Source organism: Nitrospira sp., assembly GCA_037045225.1.
Taxonomy (GTDB): domain Bacteria; phylum Nitrospirota; class Nitrospiria; order Nitrospirales; family Nitrospiraceae; genus Nitrospira_A.
The window spans coordinates 2557111-2581417 of the sequence record JBAOHZ010000009.1; the positions used below are offsets into that span (position 1 = coordinate 2557111).

The following is a 24307-nucleotide window of genomic DNA, read 5'->3' on the forward strand; positions in this document are numbered from 1 at the left end:
GGGAACACATGCGGGAGCATGGGAATCGCGGCGTGATGGCGCTCTTTACGGTAGAAGAAATCTGTGAAGTCTTGAGTGCCAGGCCGCCGGCCGGTGTCACGTCCCAGGACCTGAAACAACGAATTCGTCGTGTGGTGACCGATTCGCGGCTGGTGCGAAAAGGTGATCTCTTTATCGCTTTTCAGGGCGAGCGATTTGACGCGCATGCGTTCGTGCCGAAGGCGCTGTCTCAGGGGGCGGTCTGCGCCATCGTGCAAGAGGACTATCACTTGCCGCCAGCGCCGAAACGTGCCGGCGTGCCCATGCTGCTTGGAGTGCGAGATACGCTCGAGGCCTATCAACGGTTGGCCACGCACTATCGAAACCGGTTTCCCATTCCGGTGATCGCCATCACCGGGAGCAACGGCAAGACGACGACGAAGGAAATGGTTGCCCAGGTGGTCGCACAGCGCTGGAAAACGCTGAAGACCGAGGGAAATCTGAATAATCGCATCGGAGTTCCGCAGACGCTGTTTCAGTTGGCGACCCGTCATCAGGCTGCGGTCATTGAAATGGGTGTGGATCAGCAGGGGCAGACCACCCGGCTGTGCGAAATCGCGAGACCGACCATCGGCGTGATTACCAACATCGGCCCGGATCATTTGGAGTTTTTCGGCAGCATGGAAGGGTCCGCGCAGGCCAAAGCCGAGTTGCTCGACCATTTGCCGCAAGACGGGACCGTGGTCTTAAACGCCGACGATGAATATTTTGATTATCTTGCGGCCCGTGCGCAGTGCCGGGTCGTGGCATTCGGGGTCTCTCCCAAAGCCGCTATTCGTGCGGACAATATTCGGGTCGATGAAAAAGGCGGAACGGTGTTTGGCCTGATAGTGCCGGGGAAAAGTCGTCAGACTGAAATTCGGATCCGGACGCAGGGACAACACAATGTGAGCAATGCCCTCGCGGCAGCTGCGGTCGGGTACGCGTTGGGGTTATCGGGGGCGGCCATCGCCGAAGGGCTGGCGAAGTTTCGTCCGGCTGCGATGCGATCGCAGATCAGCCTCTCCCACGGAGTGCAGGTGATCAACGATTGCTACAACGCGAATCCAGCCTCGATGAAAGCGGCCGTTCAACTGCTGGCGGAGCTGGGCCGTGGAAAACGGTCGATCGCGGCGTTGGGCGATATGCTGGAATTAGGCACGGACAGCAAGCGGATGCACCGGGAAGTCGGGGCGTTTCTGGCTGCGCAAGGGATCGGGCATCTGCTCGCCTGCGGTGTATTGGGACGAGAGTTGGCCGAAGGAGCCCGGCAGGCCGGGATGGCGTCCGATCACATCACCGAATTGCCCGATGCAGCGGCGGCAGCCGTGGCCCTCGCTCGAATGGTCCGGCAGGGCGACGTGGTGCTGGTCAAGGCCTCTCGGGGGATGCGCATGGAACAGGTCGTGGATGCCGTGACGGGAATGCGACGGGTCGCGCGAAAGGCTTGCTAGTCGGCAGGCACACAGACACAGGAACTTTAAGGCCCGCTGACCTATGGCGGGCAAAGATGCCGTAGGATGTTATACAACTGGCTCTACCCCCTTCATACACAGTTTTCATTCCTGAACGTCTTTCGGTACCAAAGCTTCCGGATTATCTATGCGGCGGTCACGGCGTTTTTGATCGCGTTTGTGATGGCCCCCTGGGTCATCCGCAAATTGCAGGAGATCAAGCTCGGCCAGCAAATTCGCGACGACGGACCGAAGCGGCACATGGCCAAAAGCGGCACGCCGACGATGGGCGGGATTCTCATTATCTTTGCGGTGGTGTTGTCCACGTTGTTGTGGGCCGACATGACCAACCGGTATGTGTGGCTAGTGGTGATGGCGACGGTGGGCTTCGGTGCGATCGGCTTCGTGGACGACTATCTCAAGTTCATCAAGCGCCAATCAAAGGGCCTCTCGGCAGCACAAAAATTCACCTGCCAGATTCTGGTCGCGCTGACGATCGGCGTCTTTCTCTACACGCTGCCCAGCTACACGACGAAACTCAGTGTCCCGTTCTTCAAATTTTTCACGCCCGACCTTGGCTGGTTCTACATCGTGTTCGTCATTCTTGTCATTGTCGGCAGCTCCAACGCCGTCAATTTGACGGATGGCCTCGATGGCTTGGCGATCGGTCCGGTCATGATTGCCTCGCTGGCATATACGATCGTGGCCTATGTGACCGGAAACCGTGTGATGGCCGAATATTTGCTTATCCCCTACATTGAAGGTGCGGGAGAAATCGCCATTTTTACCGGGGCCATCCTGGGATCCAGTCTGGGCTTCTTGTGGTTCAACACCTATCCGGCCTCAGTCTTCATGGGCGATGTGGGATCACTCCCGCTGGGGGCGGCACTCGGTACCGTGGCCGTGATCAGCAAACACGAGCTGCTGCTCCTCCTGGTCGGCGGCGTCTTCGTTATCGAAGCGTTGTCGGTCATCCTGCAGGTGGGATCCTATAAACTCCGGGGAAAACGTATCTTCAATATGGCGCCCATTCATCATCATTTTGAGATGAAGGGGTGGGATGAGCCGAAGGTAGTGGTGCGTCTGTGGATCATTGCTATTTTGCTGGCGCTGCTCAGCTTGAGCACGCTCAAATTACGGTAGGTGACTATCAGTGGACGTGAAAGATCTCCAGGTGACGGTCGTTGGATTGGCCCGAAGCGGAGTGGGGGCGGCGCGCTTGTTGAACCATCTCGGGGCTCGGGTGACCCTGGCCGACCGGAAGGAGTCGCAGGAACTTGCCGCCATTCTGTCGCAGGTAGACCAGTCGAGCATCGCCGTGAAGGTGGGGGCGCAGTACGAGTCCGCGCTCGAAGGGGCCGATCTCGTCGTGATCAGCCCGGGTGTGCCGACTCATCTCGATGCGCTCAATCGTGTGCGCGCCCGCGGGGTTCGGGTCATCGGCGAATTGGAACTGGCGTCCCGCTATTTAACGGCGCCGGTGGTAGCCGTGACCGGCACTAACGGGAAGAGCACGACGGTGACGTTGATCGGCAAGTTTTTACAGGAGAGCGGGAAACGCGCGTTTGTCGGAGGCAATCTAGGAATTGCGGCGAGTGAGGCGGCCTTGGCCTGTGTCCAAGCGAAGACGGGACCGGATGCGCCCTATGAGTATGTGGTGTTGGAAGTCTCCAGCTTCCAGCTCGAGACGATTGAACAGTTCCACCCCTGGATCGCGGCGATTCTGAATGTGACCTTGGATCATATGGACCGCTATGCCTCGGTGGATGACTACGTGGCGGCCAAATCCAACATCTTCGCCAATCAGACGGCCGGGGACTATTCGCTGTTCAATCTGGATGATGCGCGGGTGGCTGCGCTTCGCGGGCGTACCAAAGGCACCGTCCTGGGATTCAGCCGGAGCGGCGCGACGGTATCGGGCGTGGCGGGAGCCACGGTGCTTGACGGCGACTTGATCGTGACGACGGTGCGAGGACGGCGGGAGGAAATCTGTCGCCGGAGCGACATGCGGCTCATCGGGCTTCACAATGTGGAAAATGTGATGGCCGCGGTGACCTATGGTCTGCTCTGCGGTTGTCCGATCGAGGCCATTCGCGCCGTGCTGCGATCCTTCCCTGGGTTAGAACATGCCCTGGAGGTGGTGCGCGAGCGTCGAGGCGTTCGCTTCGTGAACGACTCCAAGGGGACCAATGTCGATGCGGTGTTGAAAGCGCTCGAAGGCATTGAGCAGCCGATCTGGCTGATTGCCGGTGGACGCGACAAGGGCGGGGACTTTTCACGCCTCGAACGCGCGATCCGGGAACGGGTGAAAGGGCTGATTTTGATCGGGGAGGCCGCCGGCCGAATCCAAACGGCAATGGGTGATTTTGACCGATGTCGTCCTGCAGCGACCCTCCGCGACGCCGTGGAGCTTGCTGCTCGCGAGGCGCAGCCCGGTGAGGTGGTCTTACTCTCGCCGGCCTGCGCCAGTTTCGACATGTTTGCGGATTATCAAGACCGGGGCCGGCAGTTCAAGGCGCTGGTCCAAGGGTTGCCGGCTTGAGTCCGGAATCCTGTGGGAGGAACGACAACTGAACGATGGCACAGCATGCGCTCGGGACACTGACGTTGCCCTGGTCGACCTCGACCCAGCGGACGACCAAACGCGTGCCGGTCGATCCGGCACTCCTGGCCGTGACGCTTATACTTGCCCTCGTGGGGGTTGTGATGGTGTTCAGTGCCAGCGCGGTGGTGGCGGGGAATCGGTTTCACGACCCCTGGTACTTCCTGAAACGGCAGTTGGCCTGGTTGGGCGCCGGTCTTCTGGTGATGCACCTCATCTCGAAGATCGATTACACGATCTGGAAAAAACTGGCCATTCCGATGCTCTTCGGGACGACGGTACTCCTGGTGCTGGTGCTCGTACCGTCGCTCGGCAGTGTGGCCAAGGGAGCGCGCCGCTGGTTGCATCTCGGGCCAATCAATATCCAGCCGGCCGAGTTGACCAAGTATGTGGTGGTCATCTACATCGCGGCCTATCTGACCAAGAAGCAGGAGCAGGTCGCTCACTTTTCACGAGGCCTCGTACCGCCGCTGATCGTGCTTGGTCTGCTGAGTGGATTGGTTCTGCTGGAGCCGGATCTGGGCACCGTGGTGGTGATGGGGCTTGTGGTTGTCACCATGTTGTTTCTGGCGGGCGCCCGAATCAAACATCTCGGTCTCCTGGCGCTCTGCGCGCTGCCGGCCATGGCTGCCTTGATTCTAGGATCCAGTTACCGGCGCCAACGCCTGATGGAATTTCTGCGCGCATCCAAGGATCCGACCGGTTCCGGATATCAGATCCATCAATCGTTTCTGGCGTTCGGCAGCGGGGGCCCGTTCGGCGTGGGATTGGGCGAGGGGAAGCAGAAGTTATTCTTTTTGCCGGAGGCTCATACCGACTTTGTGCTGGCCCTGGTCGGCGAAGAGTTGGGCCTGATGGGCACCGTGACCATCGTGCTGCTCTTCGGCCTATTCGTCATCAAGGGGTTTCAGATCGCGAAGCGGGCGCGCAACCCGTTCGGTCGGCACCTGGCAATGGGTATCACCATGCTGGTCGGTATACAGGCGTTGGTCAATGCCGGAGTGGTGACGGGACTTCTGCCCACCAAGGGGTTGACCCTGCCGTTTGTCAGTTATGGCGGGTCCTCATTGATGGCCAATTTGTTCGGTGTGGGGATTCTCTTGAGCATCTCGCGCGACCGGCAGGGCGGGCAGGACAGCAGTGGGCCGAGGCCTGTGCGCAAGCGCGGCGTGGTGACGGAATGAACGTCGTGATCGCCGCGGGTGGAACAGGCGGGCATCTGTATCCGGCCATTGCCGTTGCGCGCGAGTTTGTGCGGCGCGATCCATCCACCCGGATTCTGTTTGTCGGTACGACGCGTGGAATTGAGCGCAAAGTGCTGGCCCATGAAGGTTTTCCATTGCAGTGCATCGATGCCAATCCTTTGATGGGCAAGAGTCCCTTTGAGATGATGAAGGCCCTGGTCACCTTGCCGAAGAGTCTGTGGCAATCGTTGGGCATCCTCAAGAAGCAGAGCGCCGATCTCGTGTTCGGCGTCGGCGGCTATACCAGCCCGGCGATGCTCCTGGCGGCATTTCTGCGACGGATTCCCGGCGTGATTCTCGAGCCGAATGCCTATCCCGGCATGGCGAACAAGGCGGTCGCGCCCTTCGTGCAGCGGGTGTTTCTGGCCTTCGAGTCGACCGTCAAGTTTTTCGATCGATGCAAGACCAGCGTGGTGGGGACACCAGTTCGGCAGGCGTTTCTGGAATCTGCCGCTCCGGCCGCGAAGCGAGCTGAGGAACGCACCGATCGACATCTGCTGGTCTTCGGCGGCAGTCAAGGCGCGAAGGCCATCAATTCGGCGATGATCGAGGCCTTGCCGTGGCTTGTTTCTATGAAGGGCCAGCTCACCATTACCCATCAAACGGGCGAAGCCGATCATGCCCGGGTCGTGGCTGCCTATGAACAGGCTGGCATGCCTGCGCAGGTCGTGCCCTTTCTTTATGACATGCCCACGGTGCTGCGAGGCGCCGATCTTGTGGTGGCGCGGGCCGGAGCCATGACGATTGCTGAACTCACCGTGTGTGGAAAGGCGGCGATTCTGATTCCGTTGCCCACGGCGATCTACAACCATCAACAACGGAATGCCGAGGTCATGGCGAAGGCCGGTGGCGCGGTGCTCCTGCCGCAAGCGGAATTGACCGGGGCTGGCCTGGCGCAAGCCGTCACGCAAATTTTGAAGGAGCCGCATCGGCTTCAGACCATGAGTGAACAGAGTTGGAACATGCGACGCAGTGATGCGGCAGAAACCATCGTTCGTGAATGTTACGACGTCATAAGGAGGCGCCATGAGACCAGCGGGAGCGCTCGCGCCCTATGAACAACGAGCGCGGGAGACACAGCAACATGACCGGAACGGTGCACACAGACCATTTCGCGTGCAAGGAGTAAGGCGGACGGCGATGTTCAGAAAGACACAACATATTCATTTGGTGGGCATCGGCGGATCCGGCATGAGCGGGATTGCCGAAGTGTTGTTGACGCTCGGGTATAAGGTCAGCGGGTCAGATCTCAGCCCGTCGGAAACGACGCGCCGGCTTGAGGAATTGGGGGGGCGTATTGCGATCGGCCACCACGAGTCCAATATCGGAGAGGCCCAGGTGGTGGTGATCTCCTCCGCAGTGGCCGCCGCCAATCCCGAAGTGGTTGCGGCGAAAGCGCGGCAGATTCCGGTCATCCCGCGCGCGGAGATGTTGGCGGAACTGATGCGGCTGAAATTCGGCGTGGCGATCGCCGGCGCCCATGGGAAGACGACGACGACCTCGATGGTCGCCAATGTGCTCGCACAAGGCGGATTGGATCCCACCATGGTGATCGGCGGCAAGGTGAATGCCCTCGGGAGCCATGCACGATTGGGGCGCGGTGATCTGCTCATTGCGGAAGCGGATGAGAGCGATGGTTCGTTTTTGCGCCTCGCGCCGACCATTGCCGCAGTGACCAACCTCGACCGCGAGCACCTGGACCACTACGGGACGATGGAGAAGTTGAACGACAGCTTTCTGGAATTCGTCAACAAAGTGCCGTTTTACGGCCTGGCCGTGTTGTGTTCCGACGATGAACGGTTGCGACAGCTACTGCCGCGGGTGGTCAAGCGCTATCAGACCTACGGCCTGCACGAGCAACCCGGCCATGTGCCAGACTTTCGCGCCACCGACATCAGCTTGCGGCAATGGGGCTCGGAGTTCCGGGTGTTTTTCCGCGGACGCAATCTCGGCCCGTTCCGGCTGTCGATTCCCGGCATCCACAATGTCTCGAACTCGCTGGTTGCGATCGCCATCGGTGTGGAGTTGGATATTCCGGTCGATCTGATCCGAAAAGGCCTCGCGGCATTCAGCGGGGTGGAGCGACGCTTCCATCTGCGCGGGGAGAAGGCCGGTATTATGGTGGTGGACGACTATGGGCACCATCCGACTGAGGTGCGCGCCACGATCGCGGCCGCGAAACAAGGGTGGGATCGCCGCGTGGTTGTGCTGTTCCAGCCGCATCGCTACAGCCGTTCGCGTGATCTGATGCAGGAGTTCGCCCATGCGTTCGACCAGGCCGATGTGCTTTTCATGACGGAAATTTATGCGGCAGGCGAACAGCCCATCCCCGGTGTCTCCGGTGCAAAGCTGGTGGAGGCGGTGCAGGCGGCCGGACATCCTTCGGCCACCTTTGTGGAGCGCAAGGACACCATGGTGGAGCAGGTGCTGCCGACGCTGAAGTCCGGGGACCTCGTGATTACGCTCGGCGCAGGAGATATCTGGAAAACGGGATTGGCGATCCTTGAGCGGTTGCCGGCCTAGGGCCGACGAGGCGAACCATCGTGTCACGTGCGGCGGTCAAAGAGCATGCGGCAAGAACCAGGGCAGACTGGGCGCGTATTCTTGAGGGAGTTCGTGGAACAGTCGCGTATGAGGTCTCGCTGCAGGCCTATACATCATTCCATATCGGAGGACCGGCGGAAGTCTTGGTGGAACCGGCCGATGTGGAGGACCTTTGCCGGGTGGTGGCGCAGGCTCGTGCGGAACACGTTCCGATCTTTGTGGTGGGCGGGACCAATCTGCTCGTGCGTGACGGGGGCATCCGCGGGATCGTGGTCAGCCTGCGGCAATTCAAAACCATCCGTCAGGAAGCGGACCACGTGCTTTATGCAGAAGGGGGCGTGGGCATGCCGACGTTGATCGGATATGCCATTCGTCGATCACTGGCCGGATTGGAATGGGGCGCTGGGATTCCCGGGACCGTGGCGGGGTGTGTCGTGATGAATGCCGGGACGCGCCTGGGTGAGATGAAGGATTCGGTCAAGGCCGTCAGGATGGTGGATCCTCGCGGCCGGGTGGTGGATATTCCTGCTGCGGATATCCCGTTCAGTTATCGGCGGGCGCATCTCCCGCGCGGCATCGTGGCGGGGGTCTGGGTGCAGTTGAGGCCCGGCGATCACGATCAGATTGAACAGACGGTGAAGGAGTATCTCCACTATCGCAAGAACACCCAGCCGCTCACGATGCCGAGTGCCGGTTGCGTGTTCAAGAACCCTCCGAAGGATTCCGCCGGTCGTCTGGTGGATGCGGCCGGTTTGAAGGGGGCTCGCATCGGAGATGCGCAGGTCTCGGAGAAACATGCGAATTTCATGGTGAACCTCGGCCATGCGCGCGCAGCCGATGTGTTGGCCTTGATCAGGAAGGTTCGCGCGGCCGTCAAAAAGGTATCGGGTGTGAATCTCGAGTTGGAACTGAAGGTGGTCGGTAAGGCCTGACGCGGATCGATGAAGGGAGTGGATGTGACGGAACGGAAGCCGCTGACGCGTTCAAAAATCGGGGTCTTAATGGGCGGGCAATCGTCCGAACGGGAGGTGTCGCTCAAGACCGGTGAGGCGGTGTACCGCTCGTTGGTGCGAAGCGGCTACGACGCGGTGGCTATCGATGTCGGACCGGGTCTGTCCAAGACGCTTGAGGAGCAGGCGGTTGAAGTCGGGTTTCTGGCGCTGCACGGACCGGGCGGTGAAGACGGCGCGATTCAGGGATTTTTGGAGACTCTTGGCATTCCCTATACCGGTTCCGGGGTTCGAGCCAGTGCCGTCGGGATGCATAAGGTGGTGACCAAGACGGAATTGGCGGCGCAGGGAATTCCTGCCCCGCGCGGGACGGTGGTGCTGCGAGGAACGGCTCCCAGTTTGAAGCGGGTGCTGAGCACCTGCAAATTGAAGCTGCCGGTGGTGGTGAAGCCGGCGAGTCAGGGGTCCACCATCGGAGTCACCATTGTCCGGAAGCCGTCGCAATGGAAAGAGGCTCTTCGTGTGGCGCACCAGTATGACGAAGAAGCGATGGTGGAGGCGTTTATCCCCGGGCACGAGGTCACGGTGTCGCTTCTGGGCGGCTCCGACGGAGTCGTGACCGTATTGCCGGCGGTGGAAATTGTGGCGCCGGATGGATTTTATGATTTCTCGGCGAAGTATGAGAAGGGTCGCACGCAGTACCTGTGTCCGGCGCCGCTCTCGGCCGCAGTCACTCGTCAGATCAAACAACTGGCCATTCGGACCTATCAGGCCTTGGGATGCAGCGGGGCGGCCCGGGTGGATTTCCGAATTACGACCAAGGGAAAGCCCTTTGTCCTTGAGATCAACACGGTGCCTGGAATGACGGAGACGAGCCTGTTGCCCATGGCGGCAGGGAAGGCCGGATTGTCGTACGACGCATTGACGGAACGGATTCTCCAGTCCGCGCTTCGGCGAGCCGGAGTCGGATCATTTCGAGCCGTGAGGTAGCGATGTCGTTGCGGTGGCGCAAGGTACGACCAGTCAAAGTGAATCCTCGGGCGAATGCCCGGTCGGAATCTATGCCGGGTCGCCATCGGACGGATGAGACGGGCGGGTATTGGTCCAGATTGGGGCGGGGCCTGCTGATCTCCTTGCGGGTGGTGGCGACGGTGACTGTTCTGGTCGGCGGCTGTTCGGGGCTCTTTGTCCTGGCACGTGAAGTGGGGCCTCTGACACGGGAATGGTTTCTGGTGCGCTCCGTGTCGGTGAGCGGATTGCATCATGTGACGAGGAAAGAGGTGATCGGAAGACTGGCGTTGAAGCCAGACACTGCGCTCTACTCGATTAACCCGTCCTGGCTGGCCGACCGGATCAAGACGCATCCTTGGATCAAGGACGCAACGGTCGAGCTGAAGCCGTTGCACGAGATTCATATCGACATCGTCGAGCGGGAACCCGCGGTCGTGGTCCGCACGGTGGCGGAGAACCTCCTGGTTGATTCGGACGGGTTCTTGCTGGCGCATCTCGGGTCGGCGGATGATCCGACGTTGCCGATGTTGTCCGGTGTCGACGGGAAGCGGCTGGTGCAGGGAAAACCGGATGATCGTCGTCCCGTGCAAGTCGGTGCGGCACTGGCCCGCATGGTCGGCCAGACGACCGGGGGCCGTCCGGATATCAATGTGGGCAATCTCAATAACCTGGTGGTCGAGGTTCAGGGCGTGACGTTTCAATTCAGTGAGTCGTCGATGAATCAGCAATGGTATCGGTTTCTCAAAATGCGGCCCGCACTGCGTGATGTGGCCTTTGACGGCGAGGGCGCCAGGGCGAATGAAATCGATCTTCGCTATGCCGACCGCGTCATTGTTCGGGGAAGGGGGTGAGCCGAGTGTCTAAGCGGGATCATATCCTGGTCGGGCTCGACATCGGGACCACCAAAATCTGTGCGATTGTCGCCGAAGTGCCGGAGGAAGGCCCGTTGAATATCATCGGTGTCGGCTCCTGCCCTTCGCGTGGGCTTCGCAAGGGTGTAGTGGTCAATATCGAGAGTACGGTGGAGTCGATCAAGAAAGCGGTTGAGGAAGCGGAGCTTATGGCGGCCGTGCAGATCAACTCGGTCTATACGGGCATCGCGGGGAGCCATATTTCAGGGGAAAATCTCAAGGGCGTGGTGGCCCTCAAGAAACAGGAAGTCACACGCGACGACATCAACCGGGCGGTGGAAAGTGCGCGAACCCTTGCCGTGATTCCTCACGAGCGTCGGATCTTGCACGTGCTGCCGCGCGAATTCATGGTGGACGATCAGGAGGGCGTGCGCGAGCCGTTGGGCATGTCCGGCAACCGGCTGGAGGTCAACGTCCATGTTATCACCGGTGCGGTGACGTCGGCACAGAACATCATCAAGAGTGTGAACCGGGCCGGGCTCGACGTCGTGGACATTATTCTGCAGCCCCTCGCTTCGAGCGAAGCCGTGCTGAGTGCCGAAGAGCGGGAGTTGGGAGTCGCCATGGTGGATTTGGGCGGCGGCACGACCGACTTGGCGATCTTCCTCGACGGCAGTATCCGGCATACGGCGGTCCTTCCGATCGGCGGACAGAATCTGACGAAGGATCTAGCCATCGGGTTGCTGACCTCGCAAACCGACGCGGAAAAAATCAAAGTGCAACACGGCATTGCCCGCACCGAACTGGTGCTTGGCCATGAAATGGTGGAAGTGCCGTCCGTCGGCGATCGTCCACCGCGGCAATTCACGCGCCGTGATATCGCAGAAATTCTCGAGCCGCGCGTCGAAGAAATGTTCGAGCTGGTCAAGCGCGAAATTGTGCGCGCCGGCTATGAAGGCATGCTGGGCGCCGGCGTGGTGATCACGGGTGGCACGTCATTATTAGAAGGGATGCCGGATGCTGCGGAGCGAGGCCTGAATCTGCCGGCTCGCCGCGGCATGCCGACGGGCATCGGAGGATTGCGCGATATCGTCAGCAATCCGATGCACGCGACCGGTGTCGGGCTGTTGTTGCATGCACGTCAACATGCCGACAACTTGGAGGCTGCCGGCATTCGTCACGGCAAGGGATTGGGGAAAGTGTTCGATCGTATGCGATCGTGGATGTTCGAGTTTTTCTAACTTTTGCGGACGGCTTCAGACCACGTCCGCACTATCGTCAAGGGAGGTGCCACGATGTTTTCATTTCAAGAGGAGCCGCAATCCCCCGTTCGCATCAAAGTGATCGGGGTCGGAGGAGCGGGGTGTAACGCCGTCAATACGATGATCACCGGCGGATTGTGCCGGGTCGATTTTGTGGCCGCCAATACGGATGTGCAGGCGCTCGAACGGTCCCAGGCGTCCTATAAGATTCAGATCGGTCCGGAACGGACTCGCGGTCTCGGCGCCGGCGCCAAGCCTGAAGTGGGACGTGACGCTGCGTTGGAAAGCAAGGATGAGATTCGAGAGAGCCTGGTCGGGGCCGACATGGTGTTTGTCACCGCCGGAATGGGCGGCGGCACCGGGACGGGCGCGGCTCCGATCGTGGCCAGCATTGCGCGCGAATTGGGTATCCTGACCGTGGCGGTTGTGACCAAGCCGTTCCAATATGAAGGACATCGACGGATGAGCCATGCCGAAGAAGGCATTCGCGATCTCGGCAGGCACGTCGATACGCTGTTGATTATCCCGAATCAACGGTTGCTGGGAATCGTGGATAAGGCGACCCCGTTGTTGGATGCGTTCAAGGTGGCGGACGACGTGCTGCGCCAGGCGATTCAGGGCATTGCGGACGTGATCACGACCATCGGACTGGTCAATGTGGACTTTGCCGACGTGCGGACCATTATGGCGCACACAGGTCGTGCAGTGATGGGGATGGGGATCGGGCGTGGTGCCAACCGGGCGCAGGAAGCGGCACAGAAGGCCATTTGCAGCCCGCTGTTGGAAGAGGGCAGCGTCGAAGGCGCTCGCGGGGTGCTGTTGAATATTACGGGCGGTCCGAACATGTCGTTGCATGAAGTGGAAGAAGCTGCGTCGATTGTGCAGCATGCGGCGGATGCCGAAGCGAACATCATCGTCGGACAGGTCATCAATCCTGAGATCGGCGATGATCTGATCGTGACCGTGATTGCAACCGGATTCGAGCGGGAAGAACAACCGGTGGCGCGACCGGCCGTGACGGCAGAACGTCCTGCGGCCAGGACTCCCAACGGGCGTCCGGCGCAACAGGTGCTGACCGGCGTGCATGCGACTGGTTCAGATCGACCCATCAAGGACATCGATCGCCCCACGTTCCTTCGCCGCATGGGCGAGACACGGGAAGCGGTGGAGCGGATCGCGGTGGTCGGTGACGATGAATGGGATGTGCCGACCTTCCTGCGGAAGCAGGCCGACTGAGAAGGACACGGCATCGGTCACTGCGAGGCTTGGAACGGGGATGGTGTCGGACGTCATCACCGCGCCGTCGTTTGCGACGCACGCGGATGGGGTGGAACATTTTTTCGGCACCCGGTTGTCGTCCCTCTCGGTGACGCCGGGTCGAGCTTCTGCGCCAGGGCCACGGGAAGACGGGCGAGGGGCGAACGTAGTCCTGTCCGTCAAACAAGTCCATGGAACGGATGCGCTGGTCGTCGATCAGCCGGTCGAGCAGGGCGACGTGTTCGAAGGTGGCTGGGATGCCTTGGTGACCGATCAGCCAGGGGTCATGGTGACCGTGCGGACTGCCGATTGTGTGCCGGTCCTGCTCTACGATCCGAATCGACGGGTGGTGGCGGCGATCCATGCAGGCTGGCGGGGTGCGGTGGCCGGTATTGTGCCGAAGACGGTGGCCTTGATGGTGAGCCGGTTCGGGGCGACCGCCGATCGACTGCAGATGGCGATCGGTCCTTCCGCCGGTCCCTGCTGTTACGAGGTGGATGAGCCGGTCCTTGCAAAACTGCGGGAGGTCTTTCCCGAGTGGCAATCGGTTGTGAAGCCGGTGAGTGCGCAGAAGGCGCATCTGGATTTGCGCGCATTTGTGCGACTGCAGGCGTTGGCTGACGGACTGGCCGCCGAACGAGTCTCCACGGTCGATGCCTGCACGATCTGTCAGCCCGAGCGATTTTATAGTTATCGCCGCGACGGTGTGGTGAAGGCGACGATGGTGAGTGGGATTGCGCTCGTGTCCCGTCGGTCGAGGTGAGCTCCGCCCGCCGCCGCGACGATGTTCCACGCTTGTTGAATAGTCTGCTCGTGGGCGACATGGGGTGACCGTGAACATGGAGCAACCCGCTAGGCGGCTGGATGGAGGCAGGGGTGGGTACGATTGCCGATCGGGTTCGAACGGTGCTGGACGAAATGCACCGTGCGGCCGCTCGTGCAGGGCGTCTGCCGGAATCCGTTCGTCTTGTCGCCGCATCCAAGACCGTATCGATTGAACGGCTGCGTCAGGCGGTGGACGCCGGCGTTCGACACCTCGGAGAAAATCGCCTCCAGGAAGCCTTGCCGAAAATCGATGGGTTGGGACGCGAAGGCGTCATCTGGCACTTCATCGGCAGCCTGCAACGTCGTAAGGCAAAATCGGTCGTCGGTCGATTTGAGACGATTCATTCCGTCGATAGCCTCGGCCTGGCGGAAGAGATCGACCGGCAGGCGAAGGCCGTGGGGCTGCGGCAACGTGTGCTGTTGGAAGTGAATCTTGGTGGAGAAGCCAGCAAGGGAGGATTTGAGCCAACGACACTGGTCGCAGCCCTGGAATCTCTGAACGGACTCGAGCATCTGGATATTCGCGGCCTCATGGCCATTCCCCCACCCACTCCAACGGCGGAAGACGCGCGTCCCTATTTTCGACAACTTCGGACGCTTGCTCAGGGATTGACAGCGCGGGGGTACAGGAACATTAATATGCAGGAACTCTCGATGGGTATGTCGCACGACTATCCCGTTGCGATTGAGGAAGGCGCGACGTACGTGCGAGTGGGAACGGCGATTTTCGGAGCGCGAGGTGAGTAGGTCGATGCTGACGAAACCGATTGTCTTCCTCGGAGGCGGGCAAATGGCGGAGGCCCTGATCGGCGGACTACTGGCCGCAGGGGCCTGTGAGCCTGTGGCCATTTGTGCGACGGACCCGGTTGCCGCGCGCCGCGATGCGTTGAAGTCGCGCTTTGGCATTCGCGTCGGCGATGAAAATGCGAAGGCTGTCCGCGAGGCCGACGTGGTGGTCCTGGCGGTGAAACCGCAGGCGATGCCGGCGGTGCTTGGTGATGTGGGGTCGGCCTGCGCCGGGAAATTGATCGTCTCCATTGCCGCCGGTGTGACGACCGCCTGGATTCGTGAGCGGATCGTGAGTGCCAGAGGAATCGTCCGGGCGATGCCCAACACGCCGGCTCTGGTGCGAGAAGGAGTGACCGCGTTGACCTATCCGTCTGATCTGCACGCCGACGATCTGACCGCGGTGCGGACTTTGTTTGAGGCGGTCGGGTCGGTCGTGTCGGTCGAGGAACGACTTATGGATGCGGTGACCGGCCTGAGCGGAAGCGGACCCGCCTATGTCTTCGTCGCGATTGAAGCATTGGCCGACGGCGGGGTCCGGATGGGTTTGCCGCGGGCGACCGCTGAATTGCTTGCTGCGCAGACGGTCTTGGGCGCCGCGAGAATGGTGTTGGAGCGGGGTGAACATCCGGCCCGGTTGAAAGACCAGGTGGCGTCGCCGGGAGGCACCACGATCGCTGGGCTCTATCAATTGGAGGCCGGAGGGCTGCGGAGCTGTTTGATGGCGGCCGTCGAGGCGGCCACGAAACGTTCACAGGAGTTGGGACGCTGATGTTTGTGATGAGCAATGTGTTGCAGGGAGCGGCAACGGTCTTGGATACGGTGTTGTGGCTGTACATGTGGGTCATCATCGCCCGCGCGTTGATTTCGTGGGTCAATCCGGATCCGTGGAACCCGATCGTGCAGTTTTTGGAGCGCGCGACGGAGCCGGTGCTCACGCCGATCCGTCGGCTGGTAGGATGGCGTATGGGGATGGATCTGTCGCCCATGATCGCCATCCTGATTCTTGTCTTTTTACAATATGCCGTGGTTCAATCGTTACGGGATATCGCCGTACGGATGCATTAACCGTCGGGCAAGAGGTGTCGCATGAAAATCACTCCCATCGACATTCAGCAAATGGTCTTTCAGGTCAAGTTCAGGGGCTATGACCGGGACGAAGTGAACCGGTTCCTCGAGGAGCTGGCATTGACCGTCGAGAACGTGAATCGAGAAAACAGTGCCCTTCGTGAAAAGCTAACCGCGACTGAGCAGCAGGTCACCGACCTGCGACGCACAGAGACGACCTTGTCGAACACTCTGGTCTCCGCCCAGACCTTGGCGGAGGATGTGAAACGGTCTGCGCAGCGCGAGTCTGATTTGATTGTGAAAGAAGCTGAATTGAAGGCGAGTGAAATTATCCGGCAGGCCCGAGTGAGTCTCTCCGAGATGCAACGTGGCCTCGCAGACCTCCAGAAACAACGCTTGATGATGGTGGAACGATTCCGTTCGACCCTGCGCTCGTTCGAGCGCATGTTGGAAGTGGAAGAAAGCGATACCTTTCAGTCGGACGCAGCTTCGGTCCAAGGAAAGCTAGCCGGCGAATCAAGCACGGCCCGTTGAGCATCTGGCGCCTGTTGAGATTTCTTTTCCGTCTGCGGCGTGGTTGCCAGGAGGCTCCGCCGTTCCGTTCCCTCTTCCTCTCTCCGTAAACCTCCTGTAGACGTATATCGATGGTTACACCACACCCCATTCAGGCCGCGTTGCAGGCGGCGGTCGATGACGGTACGTTTCCCGGCGCAGTGTTGGCCGTCAGATTGCGTGGGATGGTCGTCTATGAAGGTGCCGCCGGCCGCTTGTCGCAGCAGAATCCCGACGAAGCGGTGACGATTCACACCTGCTATGACCTGGCTTCTCTGACCAAGGTGTTGGCAACGACGACGGCCTTGCTGGTACTGATGCAGCGCGGCAAGTTGGCATTGGAAGATCGGGTCGATCAGATCCTGAATGAACTGCAAGGCAGTGCGGCGGGTGTGGCATCTCTTCGTCAATTGCTCACGCATAGCGCGGGGCTTCCCGGTTGGCGACCGTACTACGAGCGGCTGGCTTCGCGTGAGGTCGCCCAGCCCGGGTTCCCGGGACGTGTTGCGGCGCGTGAGGCGGTGCTGGGCTACATAGCGCAGGAGGAGTTGGTCTACCCGCGGGGCTCGCGCAGTCTGTATAGCGACCTGGGGTTCATGCTGCTGGGATGGGTGGTAGAGAGGCTGGCGGGCGAGTCGTTGGACCAGTTTTGCAATAACCAGATCTACCGTCCGCTCGAGGCACAGCCGCTTGCGTACATCCCGCGTGGGATGCACGCCACCCCAGCTGCCTTCTTGGAATCAGCTGCGATTGCTCCGACGGAAGACGATCCTTGGAGGGGACGTCTGTTGTGCGGCGAAGTGCACGACGAGAATGCCTTTGCGCTGGGCGGTGTAGCCGGCCATGCCGGGCTGTTTGGCACGGCGCGCGCCGTACTCGCGGTGGCGAAGGCGTGGATGGAAGGCCGGCGCGGGACGGCGGGATTGTTAGACCCTGACCTGGTCACGTTGTTTACAACCCGGCAGCAGAGAGTCCCGAATGCCAGCTGGGCCTTGGGGTGGGATACGCCGTCAGCCCCGTCTTCTTCCGGCGCTCACTTCACATCGGAATCGTTCGGGCATCTCGGCTATACGGGGACGTCGCTCTGGATGGATCCGGTCAAAGAGTTGGAAGTGGTCCTGCTGTCCAACCGGGTACATCCGACGAGGCGCAATGAACGGATCAAAACTTTCCGTCCACTCATTCATGATCTGATTTGCCGGGAATTGTTGGGGGTCTAGGCGGGCAGGTCCGGATAGTCGGTCCAGGTTTCTTTTTCGGCCAGGTAGCGGGTGCCCTTGAAGTTGAGGCGGGTGCGCAATCGGGTAAACCCCACTCGCATGAGTTTTTCGACCACGGCCTTGACGGCCGCATTCGTCGTGGGGTGCGCTGGGCCTTCCACGGCATACGCTTCATAGGTAACTTTACCCGTATAGCCCGCCGCCACACGATTGACCAGAACGGCCCGATTGAAATAACGATCACTCGGGTCGATCCCCTCGACTTGATGCCGTTCGATTAATCCCTCTTTTTTAAAGAGGAGGGGGAGTCCACTCATACAAACCTCCGTCCATCATCCGCAGAGAGCGTCTTACGGGTCTGGATTATAGGGACCTCCTTTCCGGAGTGCAACCGTCGTTGACAAGGTTCCCGGGGGTTTCTATGATGCGCGATTCGCGTCGCGGTGCTCAAACGTCGAGGCGCCGATGCGAGCATCTTCTATGTCGATGAACATAAACGTTCCCAACAGTCTGACGATGCTGCGCATCCTCTTGATCCCGGTGTATGTGGGATTGCTCAACTATGAGCAATTCGACTACGCGCTGGCCACGCTCTTCATTGCCGGGTTGACGGATGCCTTGGACGGAATCATTGCTCGTGTGGCTGATCAACGAACTAGGCTCGGAGAGGTGTTAGATCCCCTGGCCGACAAGCTCATGCTGACGACAGGGTTTATCACGCTTTCCGTGATGCATCTGGTCCCGCTCTGGCTGACGATTCTGGTCGCCAGCCGTGATCTCATGTTGATGCTGGGCGCGGGCGTCGCCCATTTCACCCATACCCAGGTCGATATTTCGCCGACGGTGTTGGGGAAGGGCACCACGCTGATTCAACTCGCGACGCTGGTCGCGATTGTGTTTTTTGCCTCTCGACGGCTCGATCTCAGGACGCTTGACCCGCTCCTGTATCTGATGGGCGGCGTGACCCTCACGTCCGGCCTGCATTATCTCTTTCGCGGCTATTGCCGCATCACGTCCAACTAGGCGTAACGCGTCGACGATTTGGTGGCCGCGTCGTGCAGTCTCCGCCACGGGCCCGCTTTCGTGCATTCGTTTGACAGTTTTTAGGTCGTCTTATAGACTTCGATCATAGTTTTCCGCTGCATACGTACGTGTCCTACCTGGGCCTCAAAGGAGTGGAAACCGCGTTATGAGTACATTCGCCTATGTCGGACGGAACCGCCAGGGTGCTGTGAAGAAGGGCGAGCTCACCGCCAAGACTCGGGATGAGGCGGTGGAGCAGCTTCGCAAACAGCAGGTCGTCGTGACCAGCCTGGAAGAAAAGTCCGGCATGGGAGGAAAGTTCAAGTTTAGCCTTGGGAGTGGGCTTACCGACAAGGATCTGGTGGTCTTCACCCGCCAGTTCGGCACGATGATCAATGCCGGACTGCCCCTGATTCAATGCCTCGACATCCTTTCCACACAATCTGAAAATAAAGTCTTGCGCGAAACGGTCGGCGACGTGAAGAACAGCGTGGAAGCCGGCTCGACGTTCTCCGATGCGCTGAAAAGACATCCCAAAGTGTTTGATGACCTCTACGTCAATATGATCCATGCCGGTGAGGTCGGCGGTCTGCTCGATACGATTCTGACTCGTCTGGCCAAGCACATCGAGAAGGCGATGAAGCTGAAGGGCCAGATCAAGTCGGCCATGGTGTATCCCACGGCGATCGTCGGCGTGGCGGTCGTCATCATCGGCGTATTGATGGTGTGGGTCATTCCGGTTTTTGCGCAGATGTTTCTGGAAATGTCGGGCGGGAAAGTCGGCTTGCCTGGTCCGACCCAGATCGTCATCAATGTCAGTAACTTTTTCCAAAGTTACTGGTACGCCATGGGCGGTGCCATGGTTGGGGCGGTGATCGCGATCAAGCGATATTACGCGACTGTGAATGGACGAGTCGTCATCGACCGATTGCTCCTCAAGATGCCGATCGTCGGCGACCTGATTAGGAAGGCCTCCGTGGCGAAGTTCACCCGTACGCTGGGCACTCTCATCACCAGCGGTGTGCCGTTGCTGGAGGGGCTGAGCATCTGCGCCAAGACATCCGGCAACAAGGTGATCGAGGAAGCGCTGATGAATGCGCGGGTGAGTATCAGCGGAGGAAAAACGATCTCCGAACCGCTGGCCAAGTGTAACGTGTTTCCCAAAATGGTCACACATATGATCGCGGTCGGCGAATCCACCGGTGCACTCGATGCCATGCTGGGCAAGATTGCCGACTTTTATGAGGACGAAGTCGATCAGGCGGTTGAGACGCTGACCTCGCTGCTCGAACCGATCATGATGGTGGTGCTGGGTACCATCATCGGGTTTATTGTCATCGCGATGTATCTTCCGATCTTCACGATGGCGTCGGCCATCCAATAGGGCGACGCCGCACAGTCGTATCCGTGCTACGGCGCATGGTTCGATGGTCTCCCTGGACCATGCGCCGCACATCCATCCAGGGCAATGCGCCCCCCATGCTGTCTCCCACTCTTCCAGTTCGGACCACCGGTGTTGAGCCGTCCTTGGATTCGACGTCCCAGGCCTTGCCACTCGCAGACTCGTACCGCACATTGCCGGGCGAGCGCTCGATGCCTGAGTTGAAGACGCGACTTCACTGGCTCATGGGGCTCCGCGTGGCGATTGTCACGCTCCTGTTGGGGCTGTCCTTGGTGTTTGAGTCTACCCGCGGTCAGTTAGTGCCGACGTTCTCCGCGCTGATCATCCTCACCTATGCGACGACCATCGCGTATGCTCTTTTGTTGCGCCGGCTGACGGCTCCTGCTGCGCTCGCGGCGTTTACGTGGCTACAGGTAGGCTTTGACTTTGTGCTGGAGACTATCCTGGTAGCGAGGACAGGCGGAATCGAAAGCCCTTTTGCGGTGCTGTTTATCATTACCGTGTCGGTCGCCAGTCTCGTGCCGCATCGCCGTGTGGGGTTGGTGACCGGAGCGGGCTGCACCCTTCTGTTCGGTCTGATCACGTGGGTGCAGCATGTGGGGCTGCTCCATACCTCCGGCTGGCTGCCTCCGAGTCGGCTGGAAGGTGGCGAAACGCTCCAAACGTTTGGAGTCTATGGTCTGGCGTTTCTGGTTGTGGGGTTCCTGAGCGGTGTGTTGGCCGACCAGCTTCGCGACGCGGATCAGTCGTTGCGTGAAAAGGAGCAAGGGCTCAATCGGCTGCAAGTCTTTCACGAGAGTATCGTACGAAGTATCAGTAGCGGTGTGTTTACGACGGACGAAGAGGGACGCATCACGTCGTTCAATCCGGCGGCGCATGAAGTGACCGGCTATGCCTTCGCTGATGTGCAAGGGCGTGTGTGGCGGGATGTCTTCAATTGGCATTCCGGCGACCCAACTGAGGAAGCTGCGCTGATGTCCGTCTCCCCCTTGCGATTCGAGGTGGACTGTCTCCATGCAGACGGGAGTCGGCTGGTGCTGGGAATGACGGTGTCTCCGTTGCATGCAGAGGGCACGCAGCGTGGCTTGGTCGGTGTGTTTAAGGATCTGACACAAATTCGCTATTTGGAAGAGGAGATGCGCCGACGGGAATGGCTCGCGAATTTGGGCGAGATGTCGGCGGGGATGGCGCATGAAATCCGCAATCCGCTCGGCGCGCTCGCGGGGGCGATGCAGATGCTGCGGCAGGATGTCGGCCCCGATGAAACCAGCCAGCGACTGATGGATATTGCCATTCGTGAGGCCAGGCGGCTCGACAATATCATCACCGAGTTTCTGCAGTACGCCCGCCCGCCCGCGTTGAATCTGGTGGAGCACGATTTGAACAAAGTCCTTGCCGATACGTTGGATCTGATCCAACATGAAGCTCGATCTCGATCCGGTATCACGATCGTGTCCCGCATGACGCCGAACCCACTTATGGCCCAAGTCGATCAGGACCAGCTGAAGCAGGTGTTCTGGAATCTGGCCGTCAATGCCTTTGATGCCATGCCCGAGGGAGGGACCTTGACGATCGTCACCGGGGTGCGGCGAGTAGACGTCGGCGGGCACCGATCCGATGTGATCGAAATCGGATTTCAGGATAACGGAGAAGGCATTCCTAAGCAGAATTTCGACAAAATCTTTCTGCCGTTTTTTACCACGAAAAAAGAAGGGTCCGGGCTGGGGCTGGCTCAAGTTCACCGCATTGTGGAGTTGCACGATGGGTGGATCAAGGTCGAAAGCGAGGTCGGGCAGGGGGCACGGTTCGTCGTGTGTCTTCCGCAGTCTGCAGAGGCGGGCGTCCGGCTACGGCATGAAGGAAGGGAACTGTGGAAAAGATTTTAGTCGTCGATGACGAGCAGAGCTTGCGCGAAGTGTTGAGCATCATGCTCAAGCGCGCGGGATATGCAGTGACCGTGGCCTCGGACGGAGATGAAGCGATCGCGCAAGTGCAGAAAGAAATTTTCGACCTCGTCATCACCGACCTCAAGATGCCCAGGGTGGGTGGGCTTGAAGTTCTGAAGGCCGTCAAGGCGACGTCCCCGGACACCGTGGTGCTGATGATCACGGCCTTTGCGTCCGCCGACTCGGCGGTGGAGGCGATGAAGCACGGCGCCTATGACTATCTCACCAAGCCGTTCCAGGTCGATGAAGTGCAGCTGATCATTCGCAACGCGATCGAGCGGCGTCGGTTGTCGACGGAGAATATGCTCCTGAAGCGGGAGCTGGCCAGCCAGTCGTCGTTCTCACAGATTATCGGCCAGAGCGAGGCGATGCAGAAAGTGTATGACGTCATCAAGAAGGTGGCCGATTCGAAGAGTAATGTGTTGATCGGTGGTGAAAGCGGGACCGGCAAAGAGCTGGTTGCTCGGGCGATCCACTTCAACAGTGTGCGCGCCTCCATGCCATTCGTGACGGTGAATTGCAGCGCGGTGCCGGAAACTCTGCTCGAAAGTGAACTGTTCGGCCACATGAAGGGCTCGTTCACCGGGGCGATCTCCAATAAAGCGGGTCTGTTCGAAGTGGCGAACGGAGGCACGATTTTTCTCGATGAGATCGGCGATACGACCCCGGCCATCCAGGTGAAGCTGTTGCGAGTGATTCAAGAGCGTGAGTTCCGGCGGGTGGGCGGAACCCAGGATGTGAAGGTGGATGTCCGCATCGTCGCGGCGACGAACCGGGATTTGGAGAAAGCCGTCGCGGAAGGCGCCTTCCGGGAGGATCTGTATTATCGCCTGGATGTGATTCCCATCAAGCTCCCGCCGCTGCGCATGAGGACCGGTGACATTCCGTTGTTGAGCCAACATTTCTTAGAGAAATTTGCCAAGGAAAGTGGTAAACCAGTGCCGACGATGAGCCAGGAGGCCATGCGCGTGCTGTTGGCGCATGAGTGGCGAGGCAACGTTCGCGAATTGGAGAACGTGGTCGAGCGTGTCGTGGCCTTCACAACGGGGTCGTCGGTGACGGATGCGGATATTCGCGGATGGCTCCACAAGCCGGTGAGCAACCAGCAGGCGCTGCCATCTGAGTTGCCTGAAGATGGCCTGGACCTAGAAGGGCTCATCAACACGATCGAGAAGGATCTGTTGTTGAAGGCGCTCGAGCGCAGTCAGTGGGTCAAGAAGCGAGCCGCGCGATTGTTGCGGCTGAATACCCGGTCGTTCCGGTACCGTCTCGAAAAATACGAAATCAAAGGAGGCCGGGATTAGCGCCGCCCAGTAATCTGCGAGTGAATGCGACCAGCCTGCGTGTTCTGACCCCTGCGAAAGTGAATCTCATCCTCCGCGTGCTCGAACGGCGTCCTGACGGTTTTCATGCCATCTGGTCGTTGATGCACACCGTGGGCCTCGATGATGAGGTGCTCCTCACCCTTCAGCCGAGTGCGGCGTCTCGGATTGTGTTGCGCTGCGACCATGCTGCATTGGGGGCCGATCAGAGCAACCTGGTTTATCGAGCGGCACAGCTGGTCTTGGCGCGAATCGATCGCCCCGTTGATCTGTCGATTGTCCTCACCAAACGTATCCCTCTAGGCGCCGGACTGGGCGGCGGCAGCAGCGATGCAGCGGCAACCATTCTCGGCCTGACTCGTTTGTTGGGCGTGAATTGGTCGGTCCAGCAGATGGCGGAGGTCGGGCAGCAGTTGGGAAGTGACGTGCCGTTCTTTTTTGTGGGGCCGGCTGCTTGTGTCACCGGGCGAGGGGAAGAGGTGCGATCCGTGCAGGTGACGGGCAGTCGTTGGATCGTGCTGGTGAACCCCGGGTTTCCTGTCGAAACCAAGTGGGCGTACCAGCAGCTGTCTGCCACCAGGGCGGGGACGCGCCCGCTGTCTCCGGAGCTGCTGCAGCTGGGCAGCCGTCCGGTTGTCGATTGGTCCGAAATCATTCCCCTGGTGGAGAATGATTTTGAGGCGCCGGTCTTCAGGCAGCATCCGGTATTGGCCGAGATCAAAACGCAATTGCTGGAACAAGGGGCCGAAGTCGCGCTCTTATCGGGGAGTGGTGCCACGATGTTCGGGGTATTTCCCGGGCGGACTGATGCGGAGCGGGCTGCGGCTGTGTTGGCTCGTGATTCGAGGATGAAGGTGTATGCCGTACCGGCGGCGGGTACTCCGGTGATGAGTGCAGTCTGAGCCCTAAGCGCCAATGCCAGGGGGGCAGCACGGCCGGGGGAGCAAGGCCACAACCGATCGAAAGCTGA

At 60.0% G+C, this 24307-nt stretch carries 23 protein-coding genes; 22 read left to right on the forward strand and 1 reads right to left on the reverse strand.

The annotated features are described in order from the left end of the window. Positions 1-8: 8 nt before the first annotated feature. The 17 genes from murF to V9G17_12895 all read left to right on the forward strand — a co-directional run bounded on the left by murF (position 9) and on the right by V9G17_12895 (position 17644). Positions 9-1472, forward strand: coding sequence for a UDP-N-acetylmuramoyl-tripeptide--D-alanyl-D-alanine ligase (murF, locus tag V9G17_12815; protein MEI2753477.1), 1464 nt, complete (start codon positions 9-11; stop codon positions 1470-1472). A 66-nt stretch (positions 1473-1538) separates the two neighbouring features. After that, entirely contained in the window at positions 1539-2615 is a 1077-nt protein-coding gene (gene mraY, locus V9G17_12820) for a phospho-N-acetylmuramoyl-pentapeptide-transferase (GenBank protein MEI2753478.1), read from the forward strand. A gap of 10 nt (positions 2616-2625) precedes the next feature. Continuing rightward, positions 2626-4014, forward strand: coding sequence for a UDP-N-acetylmuramoyl-L-alanine--D-glutamate ligase (gene murD / locus V9G17_12825; protein ID MEI2753479.1), 1389 nt, complete (start codon positions 2626-2628; stop codon positions 4012-4014). A 35-nt stretch (positions 4015-4049) separates the two neighbouring features. Then, entirely contained in the window at positions 4050-5258 is a 1209-nt protein-coding gene (gene ftsW, locus V9G17_12830; GenBank protein ID MEI2753480.1) for a putative lipid II flippase FtsW, read from the forward strand. Then, positions 5255-6376 carry an undecaprenyldiphospho-muramoylpentapeptide beta-N-acetylglucosaminyltransferase gene (gene murG / locus V9G17_12835; GenBank protein ID MEI2753481.1) on the forward strand — a complete coding sequence of 374 codons (1122 nt, stop codon included), beginning with the start codon at positions 5255-5257 and terminating at the stop codon, positions 6374-6376. Before ftsW ends, murG begins: the two co-directional genes overlap by 4 nt. 82 nt (positions 6377-6458) lie before the next feature. After that, positions 6459-7841 (forward strand): UDP-N-acetylmuramate--L-alanine ligase, encoded by a 1383-nt coding sequence (gene murC, locus V9G17_12840; protein ID MEI2753482.1) that lies wholly within the window; start codon positions 6459-6461, stop codon positions 7839-7841. Between the two features lie 20 nt (positions 7842-7861). After that, a complete protein-coding gene (gene murB / locus V9G17_12845) occupies positions 7862-8794 on the forward strand; it encodes a UDP-N-acetylmuramate dehydrogenase (GenBank protein ID MEI2753483.1) in 933 nt (310 codons plus the stop codon). 9 nt (positions 8795-8803) lie between these two features. Beyond that, a complete protein-coding gene (locus tag V9G17_12850; GenBank protein ID MEI2753484.1) occupies positions 8804-9802 on the forward strand; it encodes a D-alanine--D-alanine ligase in 999 nt (332 codons plus the stop codon). A 2-nt stretch (positions 9803-9804) separates the two neighbouring features. Next, entirely contained in the window at positions 9805-10674 is an 870-nt protein-coding gene (locus tag V9G17_12855; GenBank protein ID MEI2753485.1) for an FtsQ-type POTRA domain-containing protein, read from the forward strand. Then, on the forward strand, positions 10671-11915 hold the full coding sequence (gene ftsA, locus V9G17_12860) for a cell division protein FtsA (GenBank protein ID MEI2753486.1): 1245 nt from the start codon (positions 10671-10673) through the stop codon (positions 11913-11915). Before V9G17_12855 ends, ftsA begins: the two co-directional genes overlap by 4 nt. 54 nt (positions 11916-11969) lie before the next feature. Continuing rightward, positions 11970-13172 carry a cell division protein FtsZ gene (gene ftsZ, locus V9G17_12865; protein ID MEI2753487.1) on the forward strand — a complete coding sequence of 401 codons (1203 nt, stop codon included), beginning with the start codon at positions 11970-11972 and terminating at the stop codon, positions 13170-13172. Between the two features lie 40 nt (positions 13173-13212). Further along, complete coding sequence (pgeF, locus tag V9G17_12870) at positions 13213-13956, forward strand: peptidoglycan editing factor PgeF (GenBank protein MEI2753488.1); 744 nt, start codon at positions 13213-13215, stop codon at positions 13954-13956. Positions 13957-14069: 113 nt separating this feature from the next. Then, positions 14070-14765, forward strand: coding sequence for a YggS family pyridoxal phosphate-dependent enzyme (locus tag V9G17_12875; protein ID MEI2753489.1), 696 nt, complete (start codon positions 14070-14072; stop codon positions 14763-14765). Positions 14766-14769: 4 nt separating this feature from the next. Continuing rightward, entirely contained in the window at positions 14770-15576 is an 807-nt protein-coding gene (proC, locus tag V9G17_12880; GenBank protein ID MEI2753490.1) for a pyrroline-5-carboxylate reductase, read from the forward strand. Next, entirely contained in the window at positions 15576-15872 is a 297-nt protein-coding gene (locus V9G17_12885; protein ID MEI2753491.1) for a YggT family protein, read from the forward strand. Before proC ends, V9G17_12885 begins: the two co-directional genes overlap by 1 nt. Before the next feature lie 21 nt (positions 15873-15893). Beyond that, positions 15894-16406 carry a DivIVA domain-containing protein gene (locus V9G17_12890; protein MEI2753492.1) on the forward strand — a complete coding sequence of 171 codons (513 nt, stop codon included), beginning with the start codon at positions 15894-15896 and terminating at the stop codon, positions 16404-16406. A gap of 110 nt (positions 16407-16516) precedes the next feature. Next, the gene (locus tag V9G17_12895; GenBank protein ID MEI2753493.1) at positions 16517-17644 is read left to right on the forward strand and encodes a serine hydrolase; all 1128 of its coding nucleotides are present in this window, start codon (positions 16517-16519) and stop codon (positions 17642-17644) included. Here V9G17_12895 and V9G17_12900 read toward each other — a convergent pair. After that, on the reverse strand, positions 17641-17961 hold the full coding sequence (locus V9G17_12900; protein ID MEI2753494.1) for a hypothetical protein: 321 nt from the start codon (positions 17959-17961) through the stop codon (positions 17641-17643). The genes V9G17_12895 and V9G17_12900 overlap by 4 nt on opposite strands. 163 nt (positions 17962-18124) lie before the next feature. Between V9G17_12900 and V9G17_12905 the strand changes: the two genes are divergently transcribed. From V9G17_12905 to V9G17_12925, 5 genes are all read left to right on the forward strand, one after another. Then, complete coding sequence (locus V9G17_12905) at positions 18125-18667, forward strand: CDP-alcohol phosphatidyltransferase family protein (protein MEI2753495.1); 543 nt, start codon at positions 18125-18127, stop codon at positions 18665-18667. Between the two features lie 166 nt (positions 18668-18833). Then, positions 18834-20051 (forward strand): type II secretion system F family protein, encoded by a 1218-nt coding sequence (locus V9G17_12910; GenBank protein ID MEI2753496.1) that lies wholly within the window; start codon positions 18834-18836, stop codon positions 20049-20051. Positions 20052-20260: 209 nt separating this feature from the next. Further along, entirely contained in the window at positions 20261-21955 is a 1695-nt protein-coding gene (locus V9G17_12915; protein ID MEI2753497.1) for an ATP-binding protein, read from the forward strand. Further along, positions 21940-23319, forward strand: a complete 1380-nt coding sequence (locus V9G17_12920; protein ID MEI2753498.1) for a sigma-54 dependent transcriptional regulator — start codon at positions 21940-21942, stop codon at positions 23317-23319. Before V9G17_12915 ends, V9G17_12920 begins: the two co-directional genes overlap by 16 nt. A 20-nt stretch (positions 23320-23339) precedes the next feature. After that, positions 23340-24239, forward strand: coding sequence for a 4-(cytidine 5'-diphospho)-2-C-methyl-D-erythritol kinase (locus V9G17_12925; GenBank protein MEI2753499.1), 900 nt, complete (start codon positions 23340-23342; stop codon positions 24237-24239). Positions 24240-24307 lie beyond the last annotated feature (68 nt).

Excerpts from the sequence above, each read along its gene's own strand:
- ftsW (MEI2753480.1), top strand. The coding sequence starts at position 4,050 with ATGGCACAGCATGCGCTCGGGACACTGACGTTGCCCTGGTCGACCTCG.
- V9G17_12855 (MEI2753485.1), top strand. The coding sequence starts at position 9,805 with ATGTCGTTGCGGTGGCGCAAGGTACGACCAGTCAAAGTGAATCCTCGG.
- V9G17_12890 (MEI2753492.1), top strand. The coding sequence starts at position 15,894 with ATGAAAATCACTCCCATCGACATTCAGCAAATGGTCTTTCAGGTCAAG.
- V9G17_12915 (MEI2753497.1), top strand. The coding sequence starts at position 20,261 with ATGCCTGAGTTGAAGACGCGACTTCACTGGCTCATGGGGCTCCGCGTG.
- murF (MEI2753477.1), top strand. The coding sequence starts at position 9 with ATGCGGGAGCATGGGAATCGCGGCGTGATGGCGCTCTTTACGGTAGAA.
- V9G17_12910 (MEI2753496.1), top strand. The coding sequence starts at position 18,834 with ATGAGTACATTCGCCTATGTCGGACGGAACCGCCAGGGTGCTGTGAAG.
- ftsZ (MEI2753487.1), top strand. The coding sequence starts at position 11,970 with ATGTTTTCATTTCAAGAGGAGCCGCAATCCCCCGTTCGCATCAAAGTG.
- mraY (MEI2753478.1), top strand. The coding sequence starts at position 1,539 with ATGTTATACAACTGGCTCTACCCCCTTCATACACAGTTTTCATTCCTG.
- murC (MEI2753482.1), top strand. The coding sequence starts at position 6,459 with ATGTTCAGAAAGACACAACATATTCATTTGGTGGGCATCGGCGGATCC.
- V9G17_12885 (MEI2753491.1), top strand. The coding sequence starts at position 15,576 with ATGTTTGTGATGAGCAATGTGTTGCAGGGAGCGGCAACGGTCTTGGAT.
- V9G17_12850 (MEI2753484.1), top strand. The coding sequence starts at position 8,804 with ATGAAGGGAGTGGATGTGACGGAACGGAAGCCGCTGACGCGTTCAAAA.
- V9G17_12900 (MEI2753494.1), bottom strand. The coding sequence starts at position 17,961 with ATGAGTGGACTCCCCCTCCTCTTTAAAAAAGAGGGATTAATCGAACGG.
- murG (MEI2753481.1), top strand. The coding sequence starts at position 5,255 with ATGAACGTCGTGATCGCCGCGGGTGGAACAGGCGGGCATCTGTATCCG.
- proC (MEI2753490.1), top strand. The coding sequence starts at position 14,770 with ATGCTGACGAAACCGATTGTCTTCCTCGGAGGCGGGCAAATGGCGGAG.
- V9G17_12905 (MEI2753495.1), top strand. The coding sequence starts at position 18,125 with ATGTCGATGAACATAAACGTTCCCAACAGTCTGACGATGCTGCGCATC.
- pgeF (MEI2753488.1), top strand. The coding sequence starts at position 13,213 with ATGGTGTCGGACGTCATCACCGCGCCGTCGTTTGCGACGCACGCGGAT.
- V9G17_12895 (MEI2753493.1), top strand. The coding sequence starts at position 16,517 with ATGGTTACACCACACCCCATTCAGGCCGCGTTGCAGGCGGCGGTCGAT.